Origin of the sequence: Neorhizobium tunisiense (genome assembly GCF_039631515.1) — a bacterium.
Lineage (GTDB): Bacteria > Pseudomonadota > Alphaproteobacteria > Rhizobiales > Rhizobiaceae > Neorhizobium.
The window spans coordinates 870,797-889,530 of sequence record NZ_JBDIUU010000002.1 but is presented as its reverse complement, the minus strand read 5'-3'; the positions used below and the strand labels follow the sequence as shown (position 1 = coordinate 889,530).

At 61.1% G+C, this 18,734-nt stretch carries 20 protein-coding genes; 13 read left to right on the top strand and 7 right to left on the bottom strand.

Annotation, left to right across the window (positions count from 1 at the left end; all coding sequences use genetic code 11):
* Window positions 1–22 precede the first annotated feature (22 nt).
* Window positions 23–1,081, top strand: a complete 1,059-nt coding sequence (locus ABCW43_RS13485; RefSeq protein WP_345925473.1) for a glycosyltransferase family 4 protein — start codon at window positions 23–25, stop codon at window positions 1,079–1,081.
* Here ABCW43_RS13485 and ABCW43_RS13480 read toward each other — a convergent pair.
* Entirely contained in the window at window positions 1,065–2,090 is a 1,026-nt protein-coding gene (locus ABCW43_RS13480) for a glycosyltransferase (RefSeq protein WP_345925125.1), read from the bottom strand. The genes ABCW43_RS13485 and ABCW43_RS13480 overlap by 17 nt on opposite strands.
* 342 nt (window positions 2,091–2,432) lie before the next feature.
* Here ABCW43_RS13480 and ABCW43_RS13475 point away from each other — a divergent pair, with 342 nt between their 5' ends.
* Window positions 2,433–3,212: a glycosyltransferase family 25 protein gene (locus tag ABCW43_RS13475; protein ID WP_345925123.1), complete on the top strand. Its 780-nt coding sequence runs from the start codon at window positions 2,433–2,435 to the stop codon at window positions 3,210–3,212.
* 27 nt (window positions 3,213–3,239) lie between these two features.
* On the opposite strand, the gene ABCW43_RS13470 is transcribed toward ABCW43_RS13475, so the two are convergent.
* Window positions 3,240–3,722 carry an Lrp/AsnC family transcriptional regulator gene (locus tag ABCW43_RS13470; RefSeq protein WP_445738934.1) on the bottom strand — a complete coding sequence of 161 codons (483 nt, stop codon included), beginning with the start codon at window positions 3,720–3,722 and terminating at the stop codon, window positions 3,240–3,242.
* A 221-nt stretch (window positions 3,723–3,943) separates the two neighbouring features.
* On the opposite strand from ABCW43_RS13470, the gene trxB reads away from it, so the two are divergent.
* The 4 genes from trxB (at window position 3,944) to ABCW43_RS13450 (ending at window position 7,908) form a co-directional block, all read left to right on the top strand.
* The gene (gene trxB / locus ABCW43_RS13465) at window positions 3,944–4,918 is read left to right on the top strand and encodes a thioredoxin-disulfide reductase (protein ID WP_345925121.1); all 975 of its coding nucleotides are present in this window, start codon (window positions 3,944–3,946) and stop codon (window positions 4,916–4,918) included.
* 15 nt (window positions 4,919–4,933) lie between these two features.
* Window positions 4,934–5,830, top strand: a complete 897-nt coding sequence (locus ABCW43_RS13460) for a LysR family transcriptional regulator VtlR (protein WP_038549439.1) — start codon at window positions 4,934–4,936, stop codon at window positions 5,828–5,830.
* 619 nt (window positions 5,831–6,449) lie between these two features.
* Window positions 6,450–6,746, top strand: coding sequence for an ArsR/SmtB family transcription factor (locus ABCW43_RS13455; protein ID WP_345925119.1), 297 nt, complete (start codon window positions 6,450–6,452; stop codon window positions 6,744–6,746).
* 40 nt (window positions 6,747–6,786) lie between these two features.
* Window positions 6,787–7,908 carry an alkene reductase gene (locus ABCW43_RS13450; RefSeq protein WP_345925117.1) on the top strand — a complete coding sequence of 374 codons (1,122 nt, stop codon included), beginning with the start codon at window positions 6,787–6,789 and terminating at the stop codon, window positions 7,906–7,908.
* A 53-nt stretch (window positions 7,909–7,961) separates the two neighbouring features.
* On the opposite strand, the gene ABCW43_RS13445 is transcribed toward ABCW43_RS13450, so the two are convergent.
* Entirely contained in the window at window positions 7,962–8,972 is a 1,011-nt protein-coding gene (locus ABCW43_RS13445; RefSeq protein WP_345925114.1) for an NAD-dependent epimerase/dehydratase family protein, read from the bottom strand.
* Between the two features lie 92 nt (window positions 8,973–9,064).
* Between ABCW43_RS13445 and ABCW43_RS13440 the strand changes: the two genes are divergently transcribed.
* Window positions 9,065–9,973, top strand: a complete 909-nt coding sequence (locus tag ABCW43_RS13440; protein ID WP_345925112.1) for a LysR family transcriptional regulator — start codon at window positions 9,065–9,067, stop codon at window positions 9,971–9,973.
* 5 nt (window positions 9,974–9,978) lie between these two features.
* Here ABCW43_RS13440 and ABCW43_RS13435 read toward each other — a convergent pair whose 3' ends face one another.
* Window positions 9,979–10,242 (bottom strand): DUF2188 domain-containing protein, encoded by a 264-nt coding sequence (locus tag ABCW43_RS13435; protein ID WP_345925110.1) that lies wholly within the window; start codon window positions 10,240–10,242, stop codon window positions 9,979–9,981.
* Between the two features lie 232 nt (window positions 10,243–10,474).
* On the opposite strand from ABCW43_RS13435, the gene ABCW43_RS13430 reads away from it, so the two are divergent.
* From ABCW43_RS13430 to ABCW43_RS13415, 4 genes are all read left to right on the top strand, one after another.
* The gene (locus tag ABCW43_RS13430; RefSeq protein WP_345925108.1) at window positions 10,475–11,578 is read left to right on the top strand and encodes a calcium:cation antiporter; all 1,104 of its coding nucleotides are present in this window, start codon (window positions 10,475–10,477) and stop codon (window positions 11,576–11,578) included.
* A 169-nt stretch (window positions 11,579–11,747) separates the two neighbouring features.
* Window positions 11,748–12,866: a 5-methyltetrahydropteroyltriglutamate--homocysteine S-methyltransferase gene (locus ABCW43_RS13425; protein ID WP_345925106.1), complete on the top strand. Its 1,119-nt coding sequence runs from the start codon at window positions 11,748–11,750 to the stop codon at window positions 12,864–12,866.
* A 106-nt stretch (window positions 12,867–12,972) separates the two neighbouring features.
* A complete protein-coding gene (locus tag ABCW43_RS13420) occupies window positions 12,973–13,395 on the top strand; it encodes a DUF3597 domain-containing protein (protein WP_345925104.1) in 423 nt (140 codons plus the stop codon).
* Between the two features lie 209 nt (window positions 13,396–13,604).
* On the top strand, window positions 13,605–14,831 hold the full coding sequence (locus ABCW43_RS13415) for a PQQ-dependent sugar dehydrogenase (protein WP_345925471.1): 1,227 nt from the start codon (window positions 13,605–13,607) through the stop codon (window positions 14,829–14,831).
* Window positions 14,832–14,859: 28 nt separating this feature from the next.
* Here the strand turns inward: ABCW43_RS13415 and ABCW43_RS13410 are convergent, their stop codons facing one another.
* The 3 genes from ABCW43_RS13410 to ABCW43_RS13400 all read right to left on the bottom strand — a co-directional run bounded on the left by ABCW43_RS13410 (window position 14,860) and on the right by ABCW43_RS13400 (window position 16,811).
* Window positions 14,860–15,246, bottom strand: a complete 387-nt coding sequence (locus tag ABCW43_RS13410; protein ID WP_345925102.1) for a type II toxin-antitoxin system VapC family toxin — start codon at window positions 15,244–15,246, stop codon at window positions 14,860–14,862.
* Between the two features lies 1 nt (window position 15,247).
* Entirely contained in the window at window positions 15,248–15,508 is a 261-nt protein-coding gene (locus ABCW43_RS13405) for a type II toxin-antitoxin system Phd/YefM family antitoxin (protein WP_345925100.1), read from the bottom strand.
* 100 nt (window positions 15,509–15,608) lie between these two features.
* Window positions 15,609–16,811 (bottom strand): pyridoxal phosphate-dependent aminotransferase, encoded by a 1,203-nt coding sequence (locus ABCW43_RS13400; RefSeq protein ID WP_345925098.1) that lies wholly within the window; start codon window positions 16,809–16,811, stop codon window positions 15,609–15,611.
* 216 nt (window positions 16,812–17,027) lie between these two features.
* On the opposite strand from ABCW43_RS13400, the gene ABCW43_RS13395 reads away from it, so the two are divergent.
* Window positions 17,028–17,978, top strand: coding sequence for an EAL domain-containing protein (locus ABCW43_RS13395; RefSeq protein WP_345925096.1), 951 nt, complete (start codon window positions 17,028–17,030; stop codon window positions 17,976–17,978).
* Between the two features lie 530 nt (window positions 17,979–18,508).
* Window positions 18,509–18,724 (top strand): cold-shock protein, encoded by a 216-nt coding sequence (locus ABCW43_RS13390; RefSeq protein ID WP_003494703.1) that lies wholly within the window; start codon window positions 18,509–18,511, stop codon window positions 18,722–18,724.
* Window positions 18,725–18,734 lie beyond the last annotated feature (10 nt).

Below are 18,734 nucleotides of genomic sequence, written 5' to 3'. Positions count from 1 at the left end.
GGGCAAAAACGGCGATTCCGCCATCATCGATATCCGTGACGTCGAAGTGATCGCGCCGAATTTCAAGCGGCGCCTCTCCGGCGTCACGTCGACGATCATCCAGCTCGTGCCCGTCCAGAGATCGCTCGGCCAGAAGGTTGCAGCGCTTGGGCCCGGCCTGCCCGCCGATCTGCCGCATATCCGTTACCGCGACCTCTTCCGCCTGTGGACCCCGCCGCGCGGCAAACGGTGCCGGATCTGGCACGCGCGCCGCAATATCGAGATGCTGCCGGCAATTTTCATGCGCGACGTGCTGCGCATGCCACTGAAGATCGTCTTCACGTCCGCCTCACAAAGGCACCATACCGGCTGGACGAAATGGCTGGTCTCGAAGATGGACAGCGTGATCGCCACCAGCGGCAAGACGGCTGACTACCTGACGGTCAGGAACACCGTCGTGCTGCACGGCATCGACACCAACCGCTTCTCGCCGCCATCGGACAAAGGGGAGGCCAAGCGCGCTCGCGGCCTCGACCCCGCACAGAAGATCGTCGGCTGCTTCGGCCGCGTGCGGCGCCAGAAGGGCACCGATCTCTTTGTGGATTCAATGATCCGGGTGCTTGCCGATCGCAAGGACTGGTCGGCGATCGTCGCCGGCCGCGCCACCGGTCCGCATGTGGATTTTGAAGACGGACTGAAGAAGAAGGTCGCCGCCGCCGGTCTCGCCGACCGCATCCTGTTCGTCGGCGAGCACACCGATATCAACGAATGGTATCGCGCCCTCGACCTCTTCATCGCGCCGCAGCGCTGGGAAGGTTTCGGCCTCACCCCGTTGGAAGCCATGGCGACCGCGGTCCCGGTGATCGCCACCGATGTCGGCGCCTTCCCGGAACTCCTGGTGACGGGCGAAGAGGAAACCGGCCTGATCATCGCCCGCGACAGCGTCGATGCCATGGCAGAGGCCGCAGCCGCCTTCATGGACAACGAGGCCCGCCGCAAGGCCGCCTCGGGCCACTCCCGCGCCCACGCGCTCGAAAATTTCAGCATCGACGGCGAGGCCAAATTGCTCGGCAATATCTACCGGATCACGGCTTCCGCTTGAAAAGCTCGATATAGGCGTTCGCCACCGCCTCTTCCGAAAACTGCCCGACCAGCGTCGCCCTGCCCTTTTCGCCAAGGCTCGCAGCCAGCTGAGGGTCTGCGATCAACTGGTTGATGGCGCGCGAATAGCCCGGAACGTCGTCGATATCGACGAGCAGGCCGTTCTCACCGTCCTGTACGAACCATGACGGGCCTTCCGAGCGCGAGGAAATCACCGGCTTGCTCTGAGCCCAGGCTTCGAAGATGACGTTGCCGAGCGGCTCGTGGCTGGACGGCATGATGAAGATGTCGGCGGCGGCAAGATAGGGCCGCGTATCCTTGTGCCATCCGAGGAACCGGACCCGGTTCTCCATCTTGTGCTGGCGCATGACAGCCTCCAGCGCTTCCCGCTCCTCGCCGTCGCCGGCGATCCACAGATAAGCGTCCGGCACCGCGACCATCGCCTCAATCAGCAGGTGGAACCGCTTGCGCTTGACGAAACGGCCCATCGTCATGATCAGCGGCACGCCTTCCGGCGTGTTGGCAACCGAGCGCGAGACGGGCGCCACGACCGACGTATCGGTGAAGTTCGAGATGACCTCGACGCCGCGGGTCCAGCCGAGATTGTTGCGCACATGGTCGGCAATGCCCGGCGTGTTGCAGACGAGAATGTCGGAGTTCTTGAAATAACCGAGGTGGGTCGGATAGTCGCCGAGACGGGAGAGTTTGATACCCCCCTTATAGTCCGGCATCAGGCGAGCACCGCGGGTGGACCAGGAAATGATCGCGTCGGCCTTGTCCCGCTTTGCCATGGAGAGCACCTTCATCGGCAGAAGGATGCGATCGATCGACAGGTTGCGGAAATTGCTCTCGATCACCTTGGCATGAGCCTCGACATCCGGCTTCCAGCGGCGGTTCCAGCGCATCACGGCCGTCTGCTCAACGCCGCGTCGTGCAAGCGCGCCGACCAGATGCACGAAGAACTTCTCCGCCCCGCCGTCCTTGCCGAAAATATACTGGTGAACCCGCATCGATGTCGCCTCGTCTGTCTGTTTCCGCCGCTTTATACCGGAAACCAGCATCTATAGGCAGCGCCGCCTATATGTTACGGTTGAAAAACCTGCGCAAGGGGTATGGGAATGGTTGCCGCTGAAATGTTGGGGCTGGGCAGGATGCCGCTGCGGTGATCCTTCCGCACCGGTTCGGACGATGTTATCGGGGAAAGCCCCGCCTGTTCCCAAAAAGGCCCGGCCACGATATAGCAAAACGCAAACAGCTTCGACCACGTCGATGCACCATCACAAGTCTACCGGCGACGGAAGCGGCCGTGGCGGACCAAAAGTCGCTGCGCCTCCTCGCCGAAAAAGGGTAAAATGCAATCGCTCGAGACCTATGTCATCAATCTGGATGGCAGCAATGACCGCCTGCAGACCATCAGCGACCGTCTTTCAGCCTTCGGCATCGCCTTCGAGCGGATCTCCGCCGTCGACGGCCGCAAATTCGATCTCGCGACGATCCCGGACTACGACGCCGAGCGCGCCCAGAACTATATGGGGCGCACCCTGGTTGGCGGCGAAATCGGCTGCTATCGCAGCCACCTGAAAGTCGCCGAGCATTTCCTGAAGTCCGATGCCCGTTATGCGCTGGTGCTCGAAGACGACGCGCTGCCGCTCTGCAACCCCGTTGAGCTGCTGCAAGCCGCCCTCCCCGATCTCGAAAAGGCCGATCCCGACTGGCGGCTGATCAATATCGGTAACAACAAGCTCAAGATCGCCACCCCTCTTTCCCGCTACGGCATCGGCGGCCACGACTGCGAACTGGTAGCAGCCCATTACTTTCCGATGACGACCAGCGCCATCGTCTGGTCTCGCGAAGGTGCCCGGCTGTTCCTCGCGGAGCACCGCAAGATGTTCGCCCCGGTTGACAATTATTTCCGCCACTGGCTGACCCGCACCGGCCACGGCTACTCCTTCTGGCCCTCGCCCGTCACCACGACGGACGCGGCAAGCGAAATCCTGGCGAGCACCGGCCGGGCCAGAAAGACCAACAAGCGGAAGTGGTTCTACGCGCTCGCCAAGCAGCGGCGCCTGATGGAAGACAAGCTGATCGCCTTCATCCACAAAAAGCGGTTTCGTCCTGCCGGGAGCAAGTGAAGATACGCCTGCCGGCAACGGTCCGCTTCAGATTTCCACCAGCCCTAGATGCTTGACTTGGCGGATGGTCAGCATGGTACGCACGGTATCGACATGCTGGTCGGCAGTCAGCACCTCGATGACGAAGTCCTGGAAGACGGTGAGGTTCTGGGCAGCGCAGCGCAGCAGGAAATCGCTGTCGCCGTTGACCATCCAGGCTTCCCGCACCATCGGCCATTGCTGAACCTTCGCCCCGAAGGCCTTGAGGTCCGCATCCGACTGGCGCTTCAGCCCGACCATGCAGAAGGCGACGAGATCGACGCCCAGCTTCGGGGCGTTGAGCAGCGCATGATAACCTTCGATGATGCCGGCTTCTTCCAGCTTGCGCACGCGGCGCAGGCAGGGCGGCGCCGAAATGCCGACGCGTTCTGCGAGCTCGACATTGGTCATGCGCCCGTCGCGCTGCAATTCCCGCAGGATTTTTAGATCGATGGCATCAAGATCGGCGCGAAGCACGGAGGTCCCCTTCATTCTGCAGTGCTTTTATCGCAAGAGGAATTTTAAGCAAGAATATGTCTTGAGGCGCTTGGCTTCCGGTTTCCATGCCAACTGATCTGTTGTTAGTGCAAGGCTGCCCTTGCATTGCTGCATGGATCGATCTTACATGGCGCTTCTAAAGCGGCAGACCGGACATCGACCACCTATATGAGGGGCAACAAAACGTCGACCGGTCTTTGAAAGGAAATTACTCCATGTCCTCCCGTCATACCGAGGTCCTGATCATCGGCTCCGGCCCGGCCGGTTATACGGCCGCCATCTACGCTGCGCGCGCCATGCTGAAACCGGTCCTGATCGCCGGCATGGAACAGGGTGGCCAGTTGATGATCACCACGGATGTCGAAAACTATCCGGGCTTCGGTGATCCGATCCAGGGTCCCTGGCTGATGGAGCAGATGCTGAAACAGGCGACCCATGTAGGCGCCGAAATCGTCAACGACCTCGTCACCGAAGTCGAGCTCAACCATCGCCCCTTTACCGTGCGCACCGATTCTGGCGCCGTCTGGACCGCCGAGACGATCATCATCTCGACCGGCGCCAAGGCAAAATGGCTCGGCATCGAAACCGAACAGCAGTTCCAGGGCTTTGGCGTGTCCGCCTGCGCCACCTGCGACGGCTTCTTCTATCGCAACAAGGACGTGATCGTGGTCGGCGGCGGCAATTCCGCGGTCGAGGAAGCGCTCTACCTGTCGAACATCGCCAAGTCGGTGACGGTCGTGCATCGCCGTGATTCGTTCCGCTCGGAAAAGATCCTGCAGGAACGCCTTTTCCAGCGTCCCAATGTCAATGTGCTGTGGAACACCGAGATCGCCGAGATCACCGGCAAGCCGGCCAAGGCGCCGATGCCGCCGTCCGTCGAGGGCGTCAAGCTGCGCAACACCCAGACGGGTACGGTCACCGATTTCCCGATCCATGGCGTCTTCGTGGCGATCGGCCATGCGCCGGCGACAGAACTCTTCAAGGGCAAATTGAAGATGAAGCCGAACGGATATCTCTGGACGGCTCCCGATTCGACCGCCACCGACGTGCCCGGCGTGTTTGCCGCCGGCGACGTCACCGACGACACTTTCCGCCAGGCGATCACCGCCGCCGGCATGGGCTGCATGGCAGCGCTCGAAGCCGAACGTTACCTCTCCGGCATCCAGCCGGTTGCCATAGCCGCGGAGTGACGTTGAACGATGGGTGTGCCGCTCGACTGGGATAAACTGCGCATTTTCCACGCGGCGGCGGAGGCAGGGTCCTTCACCCATGCGGCCGACAAGCTGCATCTTTCCCAGTCGGCGATCAGCCGCCAGGTCAGCGCGCTCGAACAGGATGTCGGGGTAAAACTCTTCCATCGCCACGCGCGCGGCCTGATCCTCACCGAACAGGGCGAACTGCTCTACCGCACCGCCCACGACGTGCTGCTGAAGCTCGAGACGGTGAAGATGCAACTCACCGAGACGACGGAAAAACCGTCCGGCAAGCTACGCGTGACGACGACCGTCGGCCTCGGCCAGGGCTGGCTCACCGACAAGGTGCAGGAATTCCTGCAACTCTATCCGGAAATGTCGATCCAGCTGATCCTCGACAACGAGGAGGTGGACGTCAACATGCGCCATGCGGACTGCGCCATCCGCCTGCGCCAGCCGGTACAGTCCGACCTCATCCAGCGCAAGCTCTTTACCGTGCACATGCACGTCTATGCGGCCCCCTCCTACATCAACCGTTACGGCGAGCCGCAATCCGTCGAGGATCTCGACCACCATCGCATCATCACCTTCGGGGAGCCGGCGCCGAACTACCTGCTCGACGTCAACTGGCTGGAATACGCGGGCCGGTCGTCGGACAATACCCGTACGCCGCATCTGCAGATCAACAGCCAGACCTCGATCAAGCGCGCCTGCCTGCTGGGGATAGGCATCGCTTGCCTGCCGGATTACATCGTCGGCCGCGATCCGGGGCTGATTCAGCTGGCCATCAATGCCGACATCCCGTCCTTCGATACCTATTTCTGCTACCCGGATGAAATGAAGAACGCGGCGAAGCTGAAAGTCTTCCGCGATTTCGTGGTCGGCAAGGCCCGCAACTGGAATTTCTGACGGCGTGCTCCCTAGGCTGGAGCCGCCCGAAAAAACCCGGAAATCCCGGGCATTTCGCGGGTTCTGCGGCCGCCTGATATGTAACCACCGAGCGCATTAAATTAAAGCATTGCGACCTGCGCATGGCTGGCCTGCACAAAAGGCTATTGTTCACTGCACAAAAAACCACCATATCGCACACAGCTGATGCACATGGCGGCTTTTCCTCCCAGTTCCGCCGCAGCAGCTGTTCCCCTCTGGAGGTTTTTTTTGACCTTCACAATTATAGGGCCCTGGAGCGATCCAGTGGCCCTCTTTTTTTGCCCTGAATCCAGCCGTGGCTCATTCACCGGTTTTCGCCGTCGCAAGCCGCGTCAAAACTTCTGTTCAATATCCCAGCCATACCCTTGTCGAGCGAAACTTGCCTCCCCATATTCAGTTAAGCTGGCGCGCTTCGGCGACGTCCCTGTCGTCTGTGCCGGCTGTTCCCCTCTGGAGGTTTTGACCTTCACAATTATTGGGCCTCGGAGCGATCCGGCGGCCCATTTTTTTTACAATCTCCCGTTTCTCGCAAATCGCTCCCTTTAAATCGTCTTTGGCCGATCTATATATCGGGAAACTCCGATATTGGATCCTGACGATGGACAAGACGGAAATTCTAAAAGTGCTGGCGCATCCGATCCGGGTCGAGTTCCTGGAATGGATGAAGGAGCCGGAACGTCATTTTTGCGATCAGGCGCATCCGCTCGAAATGGGTATCTGCGCCAGCCAGTTCGAAAAACGCTGCGGCCTCTCCCAATCCACGGTCTCGGCGCATCTTTCGACGCTCGAAAAGGCCGGCCTGGTGAAAATCGACCGCGTCGGCCAATGGGCATTCTACCACCGCGACGAGAAAACCATCGCGGCCTTCCTCGACGATCTCAGATCGACCCTCTGACCCCTCCGCCTCTCCTCCCAACAGCATAAGGAATTTTCCCATGGCCAGCATTTTTGATCCGACCAAGTTCGGCGATATCGAACTTTCGAACCGCGTCGTCATGGCTCCCCTGACGCGCAATCGCTCGCCGAAAGCGGTCCCCAACGACCTCAACGTCACCTATTACGAACAGCGCGCCGGCGCCGGGTTGATTATCACCGAGGGCACGCCGGTCAGTCAGCAGGGCCAGGGATATGCGGACGTACCTGGCCTCTATCTGCCGCAGGCGATCGAAGGCTGGAAGAAGGTGACTGATGCCGTTCACCGCAAGGGCGGCAAGATCGTCACCCAGATCTGGCATGTCGGCCGCGTCTCGCACGTCTCGCTGCAGCCGAACGGCGGCGCTCCGGTTGCTCCCTCGGCCATTCCTGCCGGCGGCAAGACTTACATCATCAACGCGGATGGCAGCGGCGCCTTCGCCGATACGTCCGATCCCCGCGCGCTCGAACATTCGGAAATCGCCGGCATCGTCGCCGACTTCGCCAAGGGCGCCCGCGCCGCGATCGACGCCGGCTTTGATGGTGTCGAACTGCACGGCGCCAACGGCTACCTGATCGACCAGTTCCTGAAATCCGGCGCCAACCAGCGCACCGACGAATACGGCGGCTCGATCGAAAACCGCGCCCGTTTCGTGCTGGAAGTCGTCGATGCCGTCACCAGGGAAATCGGCGCCGGCCGCGTCGGCATCCGCCTGTCGCCGGTGACGCCCGCCAACGGCGTCAGCGATCCGGACCCGCAGGCCGTCTTCAACTATGTGGTCGAACAACTCGGGCCCCGCGGCCTCTCTTTCATCCACATCGTCGAGGGTGCGACCGGCGGCGACCGCGCCTTCTTCCAGGGCGACAAGCCCTTCGACTACCAGGAGCTCAAGAATATCTACCGTAAGGCCGGCGGCAAGGGCGGTTGGCTCGTCAACAACGGCTACGATCGCGAAAGCGCCTCCAAGGCCGTCGAAAGCGGTTATGCGGATGCTGTTGCCTTCGGCAAGCTCTTCATCGCCAACCCGGATCTCGTGCAGCGCTTCAAGGATGGTGGGCCGCTCAACGAACTTGACAAGGCGACCCTCTATGGCGGCGGCGCCAAGGGCTATACCGACTACCCGGCGCTCGAAGCAGTCGCCTGATGAGCTTCGGAAGGGGCCGCCCAAAAGCGGCCCCTTCCTCTTGAGAATATTGCTCAGGCCAGAAGCGCCGCCGGCTTTGCGGCCCCGGTTGGTTTCGGTTCCATGCAGCCGAGATCGACAAGCGTCGTCCGAACTGCGTCATCGATCGGCGTCGAAGGCTCCTCACCGAGGAAGGCGAGCAGCTTGTCATTGCCCATCCGCACCGGCACCTTCCAGAGGTAGCGCATCTCGCCGAGCTCGCTGAAGATCGGTACGAAGGGCGAGCCGAGCTTCAGCAGCCACCACGGAAATGCCTTCACCTTGACCCCGTGCCCGACAACCCTGCCGATTGCCGCGATCATCTCGCTGCCGTCCCGGTCCCAGAAACCGCGCATCTGGAAGCGGGCGAAACGCGGCAGTTCACCCGCGCGGTCGATCAGCCGCAACATGGTCTCGGCCACGTCCGGCAGATAGGCCCATTGGTGGCCGATGCCCCTGGCATTCGGCCGGCTGACTGACGTCACCGGCTTGCCGGGCTCGACCAGCCCTTGAGCGAACCAGCTATTGGCCGATCCCGGACCGAAATAGTCACCTGCCCGCACGATCAGCACCGGCACCCCCTCGCTCGACGCAACCTCGAGCCGCCGCTCCAGTTCGACCCGGATCGCGCCCTTGCGCGTCACCGGGTTCTGCGGGCTTTCCTCGGTGATCTCGGGAAAGGCATCCGGCCCGTAATTGTAGACCGTGCCGGGCAGTAGGACGCGGGCGCCAATGGCGCGGGCCGCGGCGATCGTATTGTCCAGCATTGGCAGAACCAGCTTTTCCCAATCCTTGTAACCGGGCGGGTTGACCGCATGGACGATCAGATTCGCATCCTGGGCGGCGCGGCGGACGTCGGCGGCATTCATCGCGTCGCCCTGGAGCCAGTGGAAGCGCGGCTCGCGTTCGGCCGCTGCCCCGGCCTTGCGATTGAGCGTCCGGACGGTCCAGCCGCGGGCGACGAGACCGCGCGCCACATGGCCGCCGATCCCACCTGTTGCACCGAGAACGAGGGCAACAGGCTTTGACGTGGAGTGCTTAGACATTGCGGATAGTTCCTTCTGGTTTCGTTGACTGGACTATCACGCCTTTCGCTCCTATACGGAATTGACAGAATATTTTTGGCATCCATACAAAAATGAATGATATCAGCTGGGACTTTTACCGAACCTTCCTCGCCGTCCTGCAGCTCGGCTCACTGTCTGCCGCCGCGCGCGAACTCGGCTTGACCCAGCCGACTGTCGGCCGCCATATCGACGCGCTTGAGGAGGCCGTGGGCTACCAGCTCTTCACCCGCTCGCAGCAAGGCCTGCTGCCGACCGAACCGGCGCTGGCGATGCAACCCTATGCGGAAAACCTCGCCATCACGACCGCCGCAATGCAGCGTCTGGCCTCGGGCGAGATCGGCGCGGTCAAGGGAACGGTGAGGATCAGCGCAAGCGAGGTGATCGGCGTCGAGATTCTCCCAACCATCCTCGCGGCTCTCCAGGACGAGCATCCCGGGCTGGAACTGGAACTGTCGCTCTCGGATTCACTGGAGGACCTTTTAAGACGCGAGTCGGATATCGCCGTGCGCATGACAAGTCCGGCCCAGGATGCGCTCGTCACCCGCCATATCGGCGGGATTCCGCTCGGGCTGTTCGCCCATCGCCGCTATCTGGATCGGTATGGCTATCCGCAGAAACCTGGTGACCTGGCAACCCACCGGCTGATCGGCTTCGACCGCCGCACCGCCTTCGTTCGCGCCGCTGCGGAGCGTATCCGCATGGCGTCTCCGGCCTTTCCCGATATCGAAAATATCCGCTGGAGCTACCGGGCCGACAACAATCTCGCGCAACTGGCGGCGATCCGCGGCGGCGTCGGCATCGGCATCTGCCAGGTCGGCCTCGCCCGGCGCGACCCGGATCTGGTCCGGGTACTCCCTGGCGTCTTCGAGCTGCCGCTCGACACCTGGGTTGCCATGCACGAAAACCTGAAATCGTCTCCCCGCTGGCGCGTCACCTTCGACGCACTCGTCAAAGGCCTGCTGGACTATGTCCGCGGTTGACGCTTTTAGTGGGTGGTCGACCCCTCCTCGCCATCCATGACCTCGGCCTCGGGCCGGTCGCCACCCTCGCTGTATTCGGTGTGCCAGATGCCCTTTTCATCCTGCCAGCTGATCTCCTCCGGGTCTCCGCCCACCTGCTGCTCGGCCGCAACGATGCGCGCCGCCTGCAAGGCGTCGGAATGGCTGGGAAAAGTTTCCGAATAGACGTCGCCCTGGCGATAGGCCCAACCGCCGTCATGCGGCACGACTTTATAGGTAACCTTGGTCATACTCCCTCCTGTCTTTCACGGCTGCCTCGATCCATTCGGATCTTGTCCTGTCGCGGCACCGGGGTGAGAAATTGAAAAAGGTACCGCGAAGTTCCAAGCCACATCGCAAATCACGTCATAAATTATGGCATCAAAGGCCTCCGACCGCAAATCCTCGACGCAAGAACGGAACCTTGCTTGATGCCGCAGATTGCCGCGTTAGATTGTCATCGGCCAAGGTCAGGAGTGGAATGTGGGTTTGTTGTCCCTGCTGAAGCAGGAAAGATTTCTCATCGTCGCGCTGGCCGCAGGCGTCGTCGCTTATTCCATCGAACATTCCGTGCTCGAGGCCGGCCAGACGGCTTCGCTGATCGCTGCCGTCGTCCTGATCGGCATCATCATTCTCGCCTCGACCCGTGTCGCCCACCATGCCGAAGTGCTCGCACGCAAGGTCGGCGACCCCTACGGCACGATGATCCTGACGCTGTCGGCGGTGGCGGTCGAAGTGCTGATACTCGCCATCATGATGGGCAATGCCAGCTCTCCCACCCTGGTGCGCGACACGATCTACGCGGCGGTCATGCTGGACATCAACGGCATCCTCGGCCTCGCTGCCCTGCTCGGCGGCCTACGCCACGGCGAGCAGCCCTATAACGACGATTCCAGCCGCACCTACAGCGTGATGATCCTGACCGCCATGGGCATTTCCATGATCGTCCCGGAATTCATCCCCGGCGACCGCTGGCACTATTATTCCGCCTTCACGATATGCGCGATGATCGCGCTCTACGCGGTCTTCCTGAAGATGCAGGTCGGCCCGCACAGCTATTTCTTCAGCTATACCTATCCACGCGCCGAGACGGCAACCGGCGGCCAGACACCGCAACACGAAGCCGAGCACGAATCCGCGGCGATCTCCATCGGCGTCATTCTTGTCGGCGTCCTGATCATCGGCTTCCTCGCCGAATTCATGTCCATCTTGATGAATGCCGGCCTGGAAGGCAGCGGCGCACCGGTGACCTTGATGGCGGTCGTGGTCGCGGCGATTTCCGCGGCACCGGAAATCCTGACCGCACTGCGCGCGGCACTCCGCAACCGCATGCAGTCCGTCGTCAACATCGCCATGGGCGCCTCGCTCTCGACCGTCATCCTCACCGTGCCGGTGATGGAAGGCATCGCGCTCTACAGTGGCCAGCCCTTCGTCATGGCGATGACGCCGGTGCAGACGGTGATGGTCGCCATCACCCTCGTCGCCGCCGCCATCAACCTCAACGACGGCCAGACCAACGCCATCGAAGGCATGACCCATTTCGTCCTTTTCGCCACTTTCGTGATGCTGACGGCACTGGGCCTCTAAGCGAAAAAGATTCCGCATCAAAGGCTTGCACGGGGGAACGGAATCGGATCGGGAAGAGGTTGAATCAATGTCTGAAATATGGTCGTGTCCGCCGCAGCGAAGGCCGGCTTGCCAGCCGGTCGTCCAGCAATGGGCGCGACCACCGTGTTGCGCATGAAGGAGATTTCAAATGTCCACACCTCCCTACAGAGCCGACCACGTCGGTTCGCTGCTGCGTCCCGCTTCCGTCAAGGAAGCCCGCAAGAAGTTCTATGAAGACAAGAGCATTTCCGCAGACGAGTTGAAGGCCGTCGAAGACGAAGGCATCAGGGAACTCGTCAAGCTGCAGGAAAGCGTCGGCCTGAAGGTCGTGACCGATGGCGAAGCCCGTCGCCACTTCTGGCATTACGATTTCCTCGGCCTGCTCGACGGCATGGAATTCGTCACCCGCGAGGCCCACAAGGGCGTCACCTTCCACGGCGTCAAGCTGCCGCCGACCTTCCCGACCATCAACGGCAAGCTCGACTTCCCGGACGATCACCCGCATCTGGAACACTTCAAGTTCCTCGCCGCCAACACCAAGGTGACGCCGAAAATCTCCATCCCCGGCCCGAGCGTCGCCCATTACCGCACCGCCCGCGCCGACGTAACCTATCCGGAATATCAGGATCAGGAAGCGCTTTTCGCCGCTCTCGCCCGCACCTATGCCAAGGCCGTGCAGAAGTTCTACGAAGCCGGCTGCCGCTACCTGCAGATGGACGACATCTATTTCGCCTATCTCGGCGATGAGAAGCAGCGCGCCATGAAGCGCGAGGAAGGCTACGATCCGGACTGGCTGATCCAGAAGTATGCCGAGACCATGCATGAAGCGATCAAGGATCGTCCGAAGGACATGCTGATCGGCATGCATATGTGCCGTGGCAACTTCCGCTCCACCTGGGCTGCCGAAGGCGGCTACGATGCGGCGGCCGACGCGATCTTCAACAAGACCGGCGTCGACATGTTCTTCATGGAATACGACACCGAGCGCTCCGGCGGCCTGCAGCCGCTCTCCCTGCTCCAGAAGGGTTCCAAGCAGCGCGTCTATCCCGGCTTCATCACCACCAAGACCGGTGAACTGGAAACCCTCGATTCGCTGCGTCGTCACTTCGACGAAGCGTCCAAGTTCGTCGATATCGACCAGCTCGGCATCGCGCCGCAATGCGGTTTCGCCTCGACCGAGGAAGGCAACTCGATCACCGAGGACGACCAGAAGCGCAAGCTCGAACTCGTCGTCAAGACCGCCGAAGCCATCTGGGGCACGGCCTGATCCAATGTCCGGCCGCAGGTACGCAATTTACCTGCGGCCGGCCTCTTGAGAATTTTCAAGCCCGCCCGACGTTCTCCTGACAGATAACTTAAGGGAGACGTTTAAAATGGGTATATTCGACAAGATCAAGAATGCGATTTGGGGCGCGGATGAAGCAACACCGGCCGCCGAACCCTTGAAGCCGGCCGCGCCGGTTTCCGCGTCCGCGGCCCCGGCGGGCAATCCGACGCCCATCCCTTCGGCAACGGCGTCCACCTCTGCTATGTCCGGCCCCGTCGACATCACTCCGATACTCGACGCCGCCGTCAAGAAGAGCGGCCAGAAACTTGACTGGCGCAAGTCGATCGTCGACCTGATGAAGGCGCTCGATCTCGATTCCAGCCTCACGGCCCGCAAAGAGCTTGCCGCCGAACTGCATTACACCGGCGACACCAACGACTCCGCGACGATGAACGTCTGGCTCCACAAGGCGCTGATGAAGAAGCTCGCCGAAAACGGCGGCAAGGTCCCGGCCGATCTCGCCGACTGATCAGCGGCATCGTCCGAACGCACGAAGCCCGCTTTCACCGGCGGGCTTTTGTTCGCGACCGCTCAATAAAATAATCTTGAACGAACTGTGTACGGCGCTTGCCTATGAACGCCCTAGATGAAGGCCATTGCCAGATACTCCTTCGCCGCGTGCGAGAAGTGTCGTTGCAGGTCTCGGCGGTAATTCCGCCCTACTAAAGGGAGTCCATGATGAAACGCCTCAGTCTTCTCGCGACCGGTTCGGCCCTCTCGCTCGCCTTGCTGGCCGGCCCCGTTCCTGCTCAGAACGCCGGCCAACCCGCGGAAACCAAAGCGCCGAACGCCCGCGACCAGAAACCCGCCTTCGCCAACCAGACGCGCGCTCCGCAGCCGGCCCGGATGCCGAAGATCGCGCAGGAGGTAGTCGCCGATGGCCTGCCGCATCTCTGGGCCATGGAGTTCCTGCCCGACGGCCGGATGCTGGTGACCGCCAAACAGGGTGCCATGCACATCGTCTCGGAAGAAGGCGAGGCTGGCCCGAAAATCGAGGGCGTGCCGAAAGTGCTCTCCGGAGGCCAGGGCGGTTTGCTCGACGTGGCGCTCGCTCCGGACTTCGCCACCTCCAGCACGATCTTCTTTTCCTTCTCCGAACAGCGTGACGACGGCAACGGTACATCGGTCGCCTCGGCCAAACTCGTCCCCGACGACCGCGGCGGCGGCAGACTGGAAAACCTCAAAGTCATCTTCCGCCAGATGCCGAGCTATGACGGCAACAAACATTTCGGCTCGCGCCTCGTCTTCGGCCCCGCCAACGAACTCTACGTGACGGTCGGCGAGCGGTCCGACCCGCAGCCGCGCGTCCAGGCCCAGGATCTCTCAAGCGGCCTCGGGAAAATCTTCCGCATCGACGTGAACGGCAAGGCCCTGCCCGACAATCCGTTCGTCGACCGCCAGGGCGCCCGGCCGGAAATCTGGTCCTTCGGCCACCGCAATCTGCAATCCGCCACCCTCGACGGACAGGGCCGCCTCTGGACCGTAGAACACGGCCCGCGTGGCGGCGACGAGCTGAACCGCCCGGAAGCCGGCAAGAACTACGGCTGGCCGGAAGTCACCTACGGCATCGATTATAGCGGCCGGCCGATCGGCAAGGGCATCACCGCCATGAAGGAGACCGAGCAGCCGGTCTATTTCTGGGACCCGGTCATCGCCCCGTCCGGCATGGCCTATTATGACGGTGATGCCATTCCCGAATGGAAGAACTCTTTCCTAATCGGCGGCCTCGTCGCCCAGGGCATCGTGGTCATCCACATGGATGGCGACAAGGTCGCCTACGAAGAACGCGTGCCGCTCGGCGCCCGCATCCGCGACGTCAAAGTCGGCCCCGACGGTGCCGTCTATGCGGTGACCGAACAGCGCGGCGGCGGGGAATCGACGATCCTGAAGTTGACCAAGAGCTGATGGATAGGTCGGACAAAGCGACGCTTACCTAGAATTTGAACGCCAGCCGATGCCCTACAAGCGCCCGATCGATCGTCACGAGTTGCAACCCTTCGACTTGGCATTGTGCCAAAAGCAGCCGATCGAAAGGATCGCGCGTATCGGGCTCAGGTTCTGCGGCGGTGATGACGTGCGGGATGTCGATCGGGAGGATGGTGAGGACCGAAAACCGGAGAAAATCCGGTATCTGCTCGACGGGGATATCGGTCGCCAGTTTCCCCAACCGGGATTTGATGGCGATTTCCCAGATACTTGCTACGCTCACGAACCCAGTTGCAATGTTCTCGATCAGCAAGCGTCTGACGGTCGGGAATTGATCCTCGAAACTTCCATTCACCATGGCGAGTGCAATGTGAGTATCGAGCAAAAGCCGCATATCAGGGGAGTGGCCTTAAGAGAAAATCCTCAGGCAGAGGATCATCGAAGTCATCCGCAATGAAGCCCTTCTTACGCACGATACCTTTAGAGCGCAGATAGGCCTCCCCGGCTTCCGGATCATAACCACCCCGCTCCGTATGCGGCACCAGATCAAACACCGGCTTGCCGTCCCGTGTCACGGTCACGGTCTCGCCCTGCTCCACATCCTGGGCAAGTTCGTCGAGGCGATCCTGGGCTTCGCGGAGAGAAACGGTTTTCATAAAGGAAATGTATGTCCGGCCGCTCCCGTGGTCAACGGCGACCAGAACGCAAGAGAGCCCGCCGTCGCCGGCGGGCTCTCTTGTCAAGATCGAGGCAAGCTTACTTGCAGTTGGCGCAGAAGCGCTGGATCCGCTTGCAGGCCTCTTCGAGCTGTTCTTCCGAAGCCGCATAGGAGATGCGGAAGTTCGGGCCGAGGCCGAAGGCCGAACCGTGGACGACGGCGACGCCTTCGGTTTCCAAAAGCTCGGTGACGAAATCCTCGTCCGTCTCCATGACCTTGCCCGACGGCGCGGTCTTGCCGATCAGGCCGGCGCAGGACGGGTAGACGTAGAAGGCGCCTTCCGGAGACGGGCAGACGATCCCCTTCGCCTGGTTCAGCATCGAGACCACCAGATCGCGGCGGGCTTCGAAGATCTTCTTGTTCTGGGGAATGAAGTCCTGCGGGCCGTTGAGTGCCTCGACCGACGCCCATTGGGCGATCGTGCAGGCGCCGGACGTCTGCTGGCCCTGGATCATGTCCATCGCCTTGATCAGTTCGAGCGGGCCGGCCGCATAACCGATACGCCAGCCTGTCATCGCATAGGCCTTGGACACGCCGTTCATCGTCAGCGTCCGGTTGTAGAGTTTTGGCTCCACTTCGGCCGGCGAGACGAACTTGAAGTCGCCATAGGTCAGGTGCTCGTACATGTCGTCGGTCAGAACCCAGACATGCTCGTGCTTGACGAGCACGTCGGTCAGCGCCTTCAACTCGTCATGGGTATAGGCGGCGCCCGACGGGTTGGACGGCGAGTTGAACAGGAACCACTTGGTCTTCGGCGTGATCGCCTTTTCGAGATCGGCGGCCGTCACCTTGAAATTGTTTTCCTGGCTCGCCTTGATGAAGACGGACGTGCCGCCGCAGATGGCGACCATTTCCGGATAGGACACCCAGTAGGGCGCCGTGATGATCACTTCATCGCCCGGGTTCAAGGTTGCCATGAAGGCGTTGAAAAGAATCTGCTTTCCACCCGTGCCGACGATCGTCTGGGCCGGCGTGTAGTCGAGATTGTTCTCGCGCTTGAATTTCTTGGCGATCGCCTCGCGAAGCTGCGGGATGCCGGAAACCGGCGGATATTTGGTCTCGCCGCGATTGATCGCGTCGATGGCGGCTTTCTTGATGTTTTCCGGCGTATCGAAATCCGGCTCGCCTGCGCCGAGCCCGATCACGTCGCGGCCCTTTGCTTTCAGGTCGCGGGCTTTCTGGGAAACGGCGATGGTGGCAGAGGGCTTTACGCGGGAAAGTGCGTCGGCAAGAAAGGCCATAATCTTCGTCCTGAAGAGCTGTTGAACACGGCGGCATCGCGCGCCGAAAACCGCCCGTACGCTCTATGTCTAAACTATGACGCCGTTTCAAGCACAAAGCTTGAATGTGAGCCATGAAAGAAGCTGATTAAAACCTTCGAAACCTTGTTTACAACCGCGTAACCCTTGGCTGCTACAACCAGGAGGGATGGATAACGGAAATCGACGGGCACGGGCATGACGCCGAGAAGCATCTTCGCCAATCTGGTTCGCAGCGACAATGGGTCGTTCTCCACCGTCTACGGTCCTTTCCTGCTGCAATCCGCGCTGCAGCCGATCTTTCGCTCAGGCCCGGAAACCGGCCTTGAAATCGAAGCTTTCGAGGGCCTGCTGCGCGCCTCCCGCGACAACGAACCGGTCTCGCCGGCCGAGTTTTTTCCGCTCGTTTCGCCGGTCGACATGGCTGATGTCGACAGTATCCTGCGCACGATCCACATCCTCAACACCGGCCGGCTGAACCGGTCCCGCGCCGGGATTTTCGTCAAGTTCCATCCGGGCCTCTTCCGCACGCCCCAGGAAATGCGCCAGGAAGTGGATCGGATCAAGGTCGCCAGCCACGAGGCCGGCCTGGCGCCCGATCGGATCGTCTGCGAAATCTCCGAAAGATCCGGCACGGCCGACGACATCGTCGTCGCCTTCACCGAGCACATGCAGGCGATCGGCTTCCGCATCGCGATCGACGACTATGGCGCCCGCGATTCCGATCTCGACCGTCTGAAACGCATCAAGCCGGACTACGTGAAATTCGAGGCCGCGTGGGTGCGCGACTTCCTCGACAACTCCGCCGGTTACGCGCTGCTGCGCGTCATCGTCCGGCAAATACTCGACGATGGTATCGAACCGATCTTCGAAGGGCTTGAAGAGCTTTGGCAGGTGGATCTCTGCGAAGAACTCGGCGTGCCGCTGATGCAGGGTTATGCACTTGCGAGGCCTGAACTCGCCCCGACGACATTCAATGAGAGCTTTCCGGAAAGCCTGGCCGACTTCGCGCCGCTTCAGGCAGCTGGCAACGACATCACGCTTGGCGTCAGCCGGGTTGCCGCAGCCCTACCTCCTCCGGCCTTGGCCAAACCGGTATTCGCAAGGCCTGCCCGCGCTTTCGGCCGCCGGCAATCCAGCGGGGAATAATACAAGGGAACTGCAGTTTTAGCGCTTGGGATGCATGCCGCCGTCACCCGCAATACCGGCCTGAAACGTACTCCGACGTTCATTCGCAGATATAAGCGGCAAAAAATTTTCTTTTCGCGCCATTTGCCTCAAAACGGGACAGAAGAAGGTTAGGAAAGCAATGCCAGCGATGGAATCGCGTTCCCGCAATATCAGGAAAGGCGCAAAGCCCGCATTTTCAGGGGTTCCCGCGATTTGCAATTTGACTTTGTGGCGACAATTCAAAAAACTTTTTCTTGCCAATTTTCGATAAACACAGCACTCTGTGCAAGTTCGGGCAATTTACGAGCATGGGAAGACCTATAATGACGCGCTCCGAAGGCGCTAAGACTTCGGGCGGTAGGCCGGGGGCGGAGATTTCAAAGCAATTCCTGCCGGTCATCGCGGTAAAGACAGGGACCCTTTCTTAAAGCTGCCTGCCGCCGCCCTTCGGGGCTACACTGTGATGCTGTCCGCCGCTGAACACGGACAGAGAGAAAAGGACCTGCTGCATGGCCGAGACTGGCACTGTAAAATTCTTCAATACCGACAAGGGCTTCGGCTTTATCAAGCCTGACAATGGTGGCGCCGATATCTTTGTTCATATCTCTGCCGTACAGGCTTCCGGCCTGTCCGGGTTGTCTGAAAACCAGAAAGTAAGCTTCGACACGGAACCGGATCGTCGCGGCAAAGGCCCCAAGGCCGTCAATCTGCAGATCGCCGGTTAAGCCTTTCGAG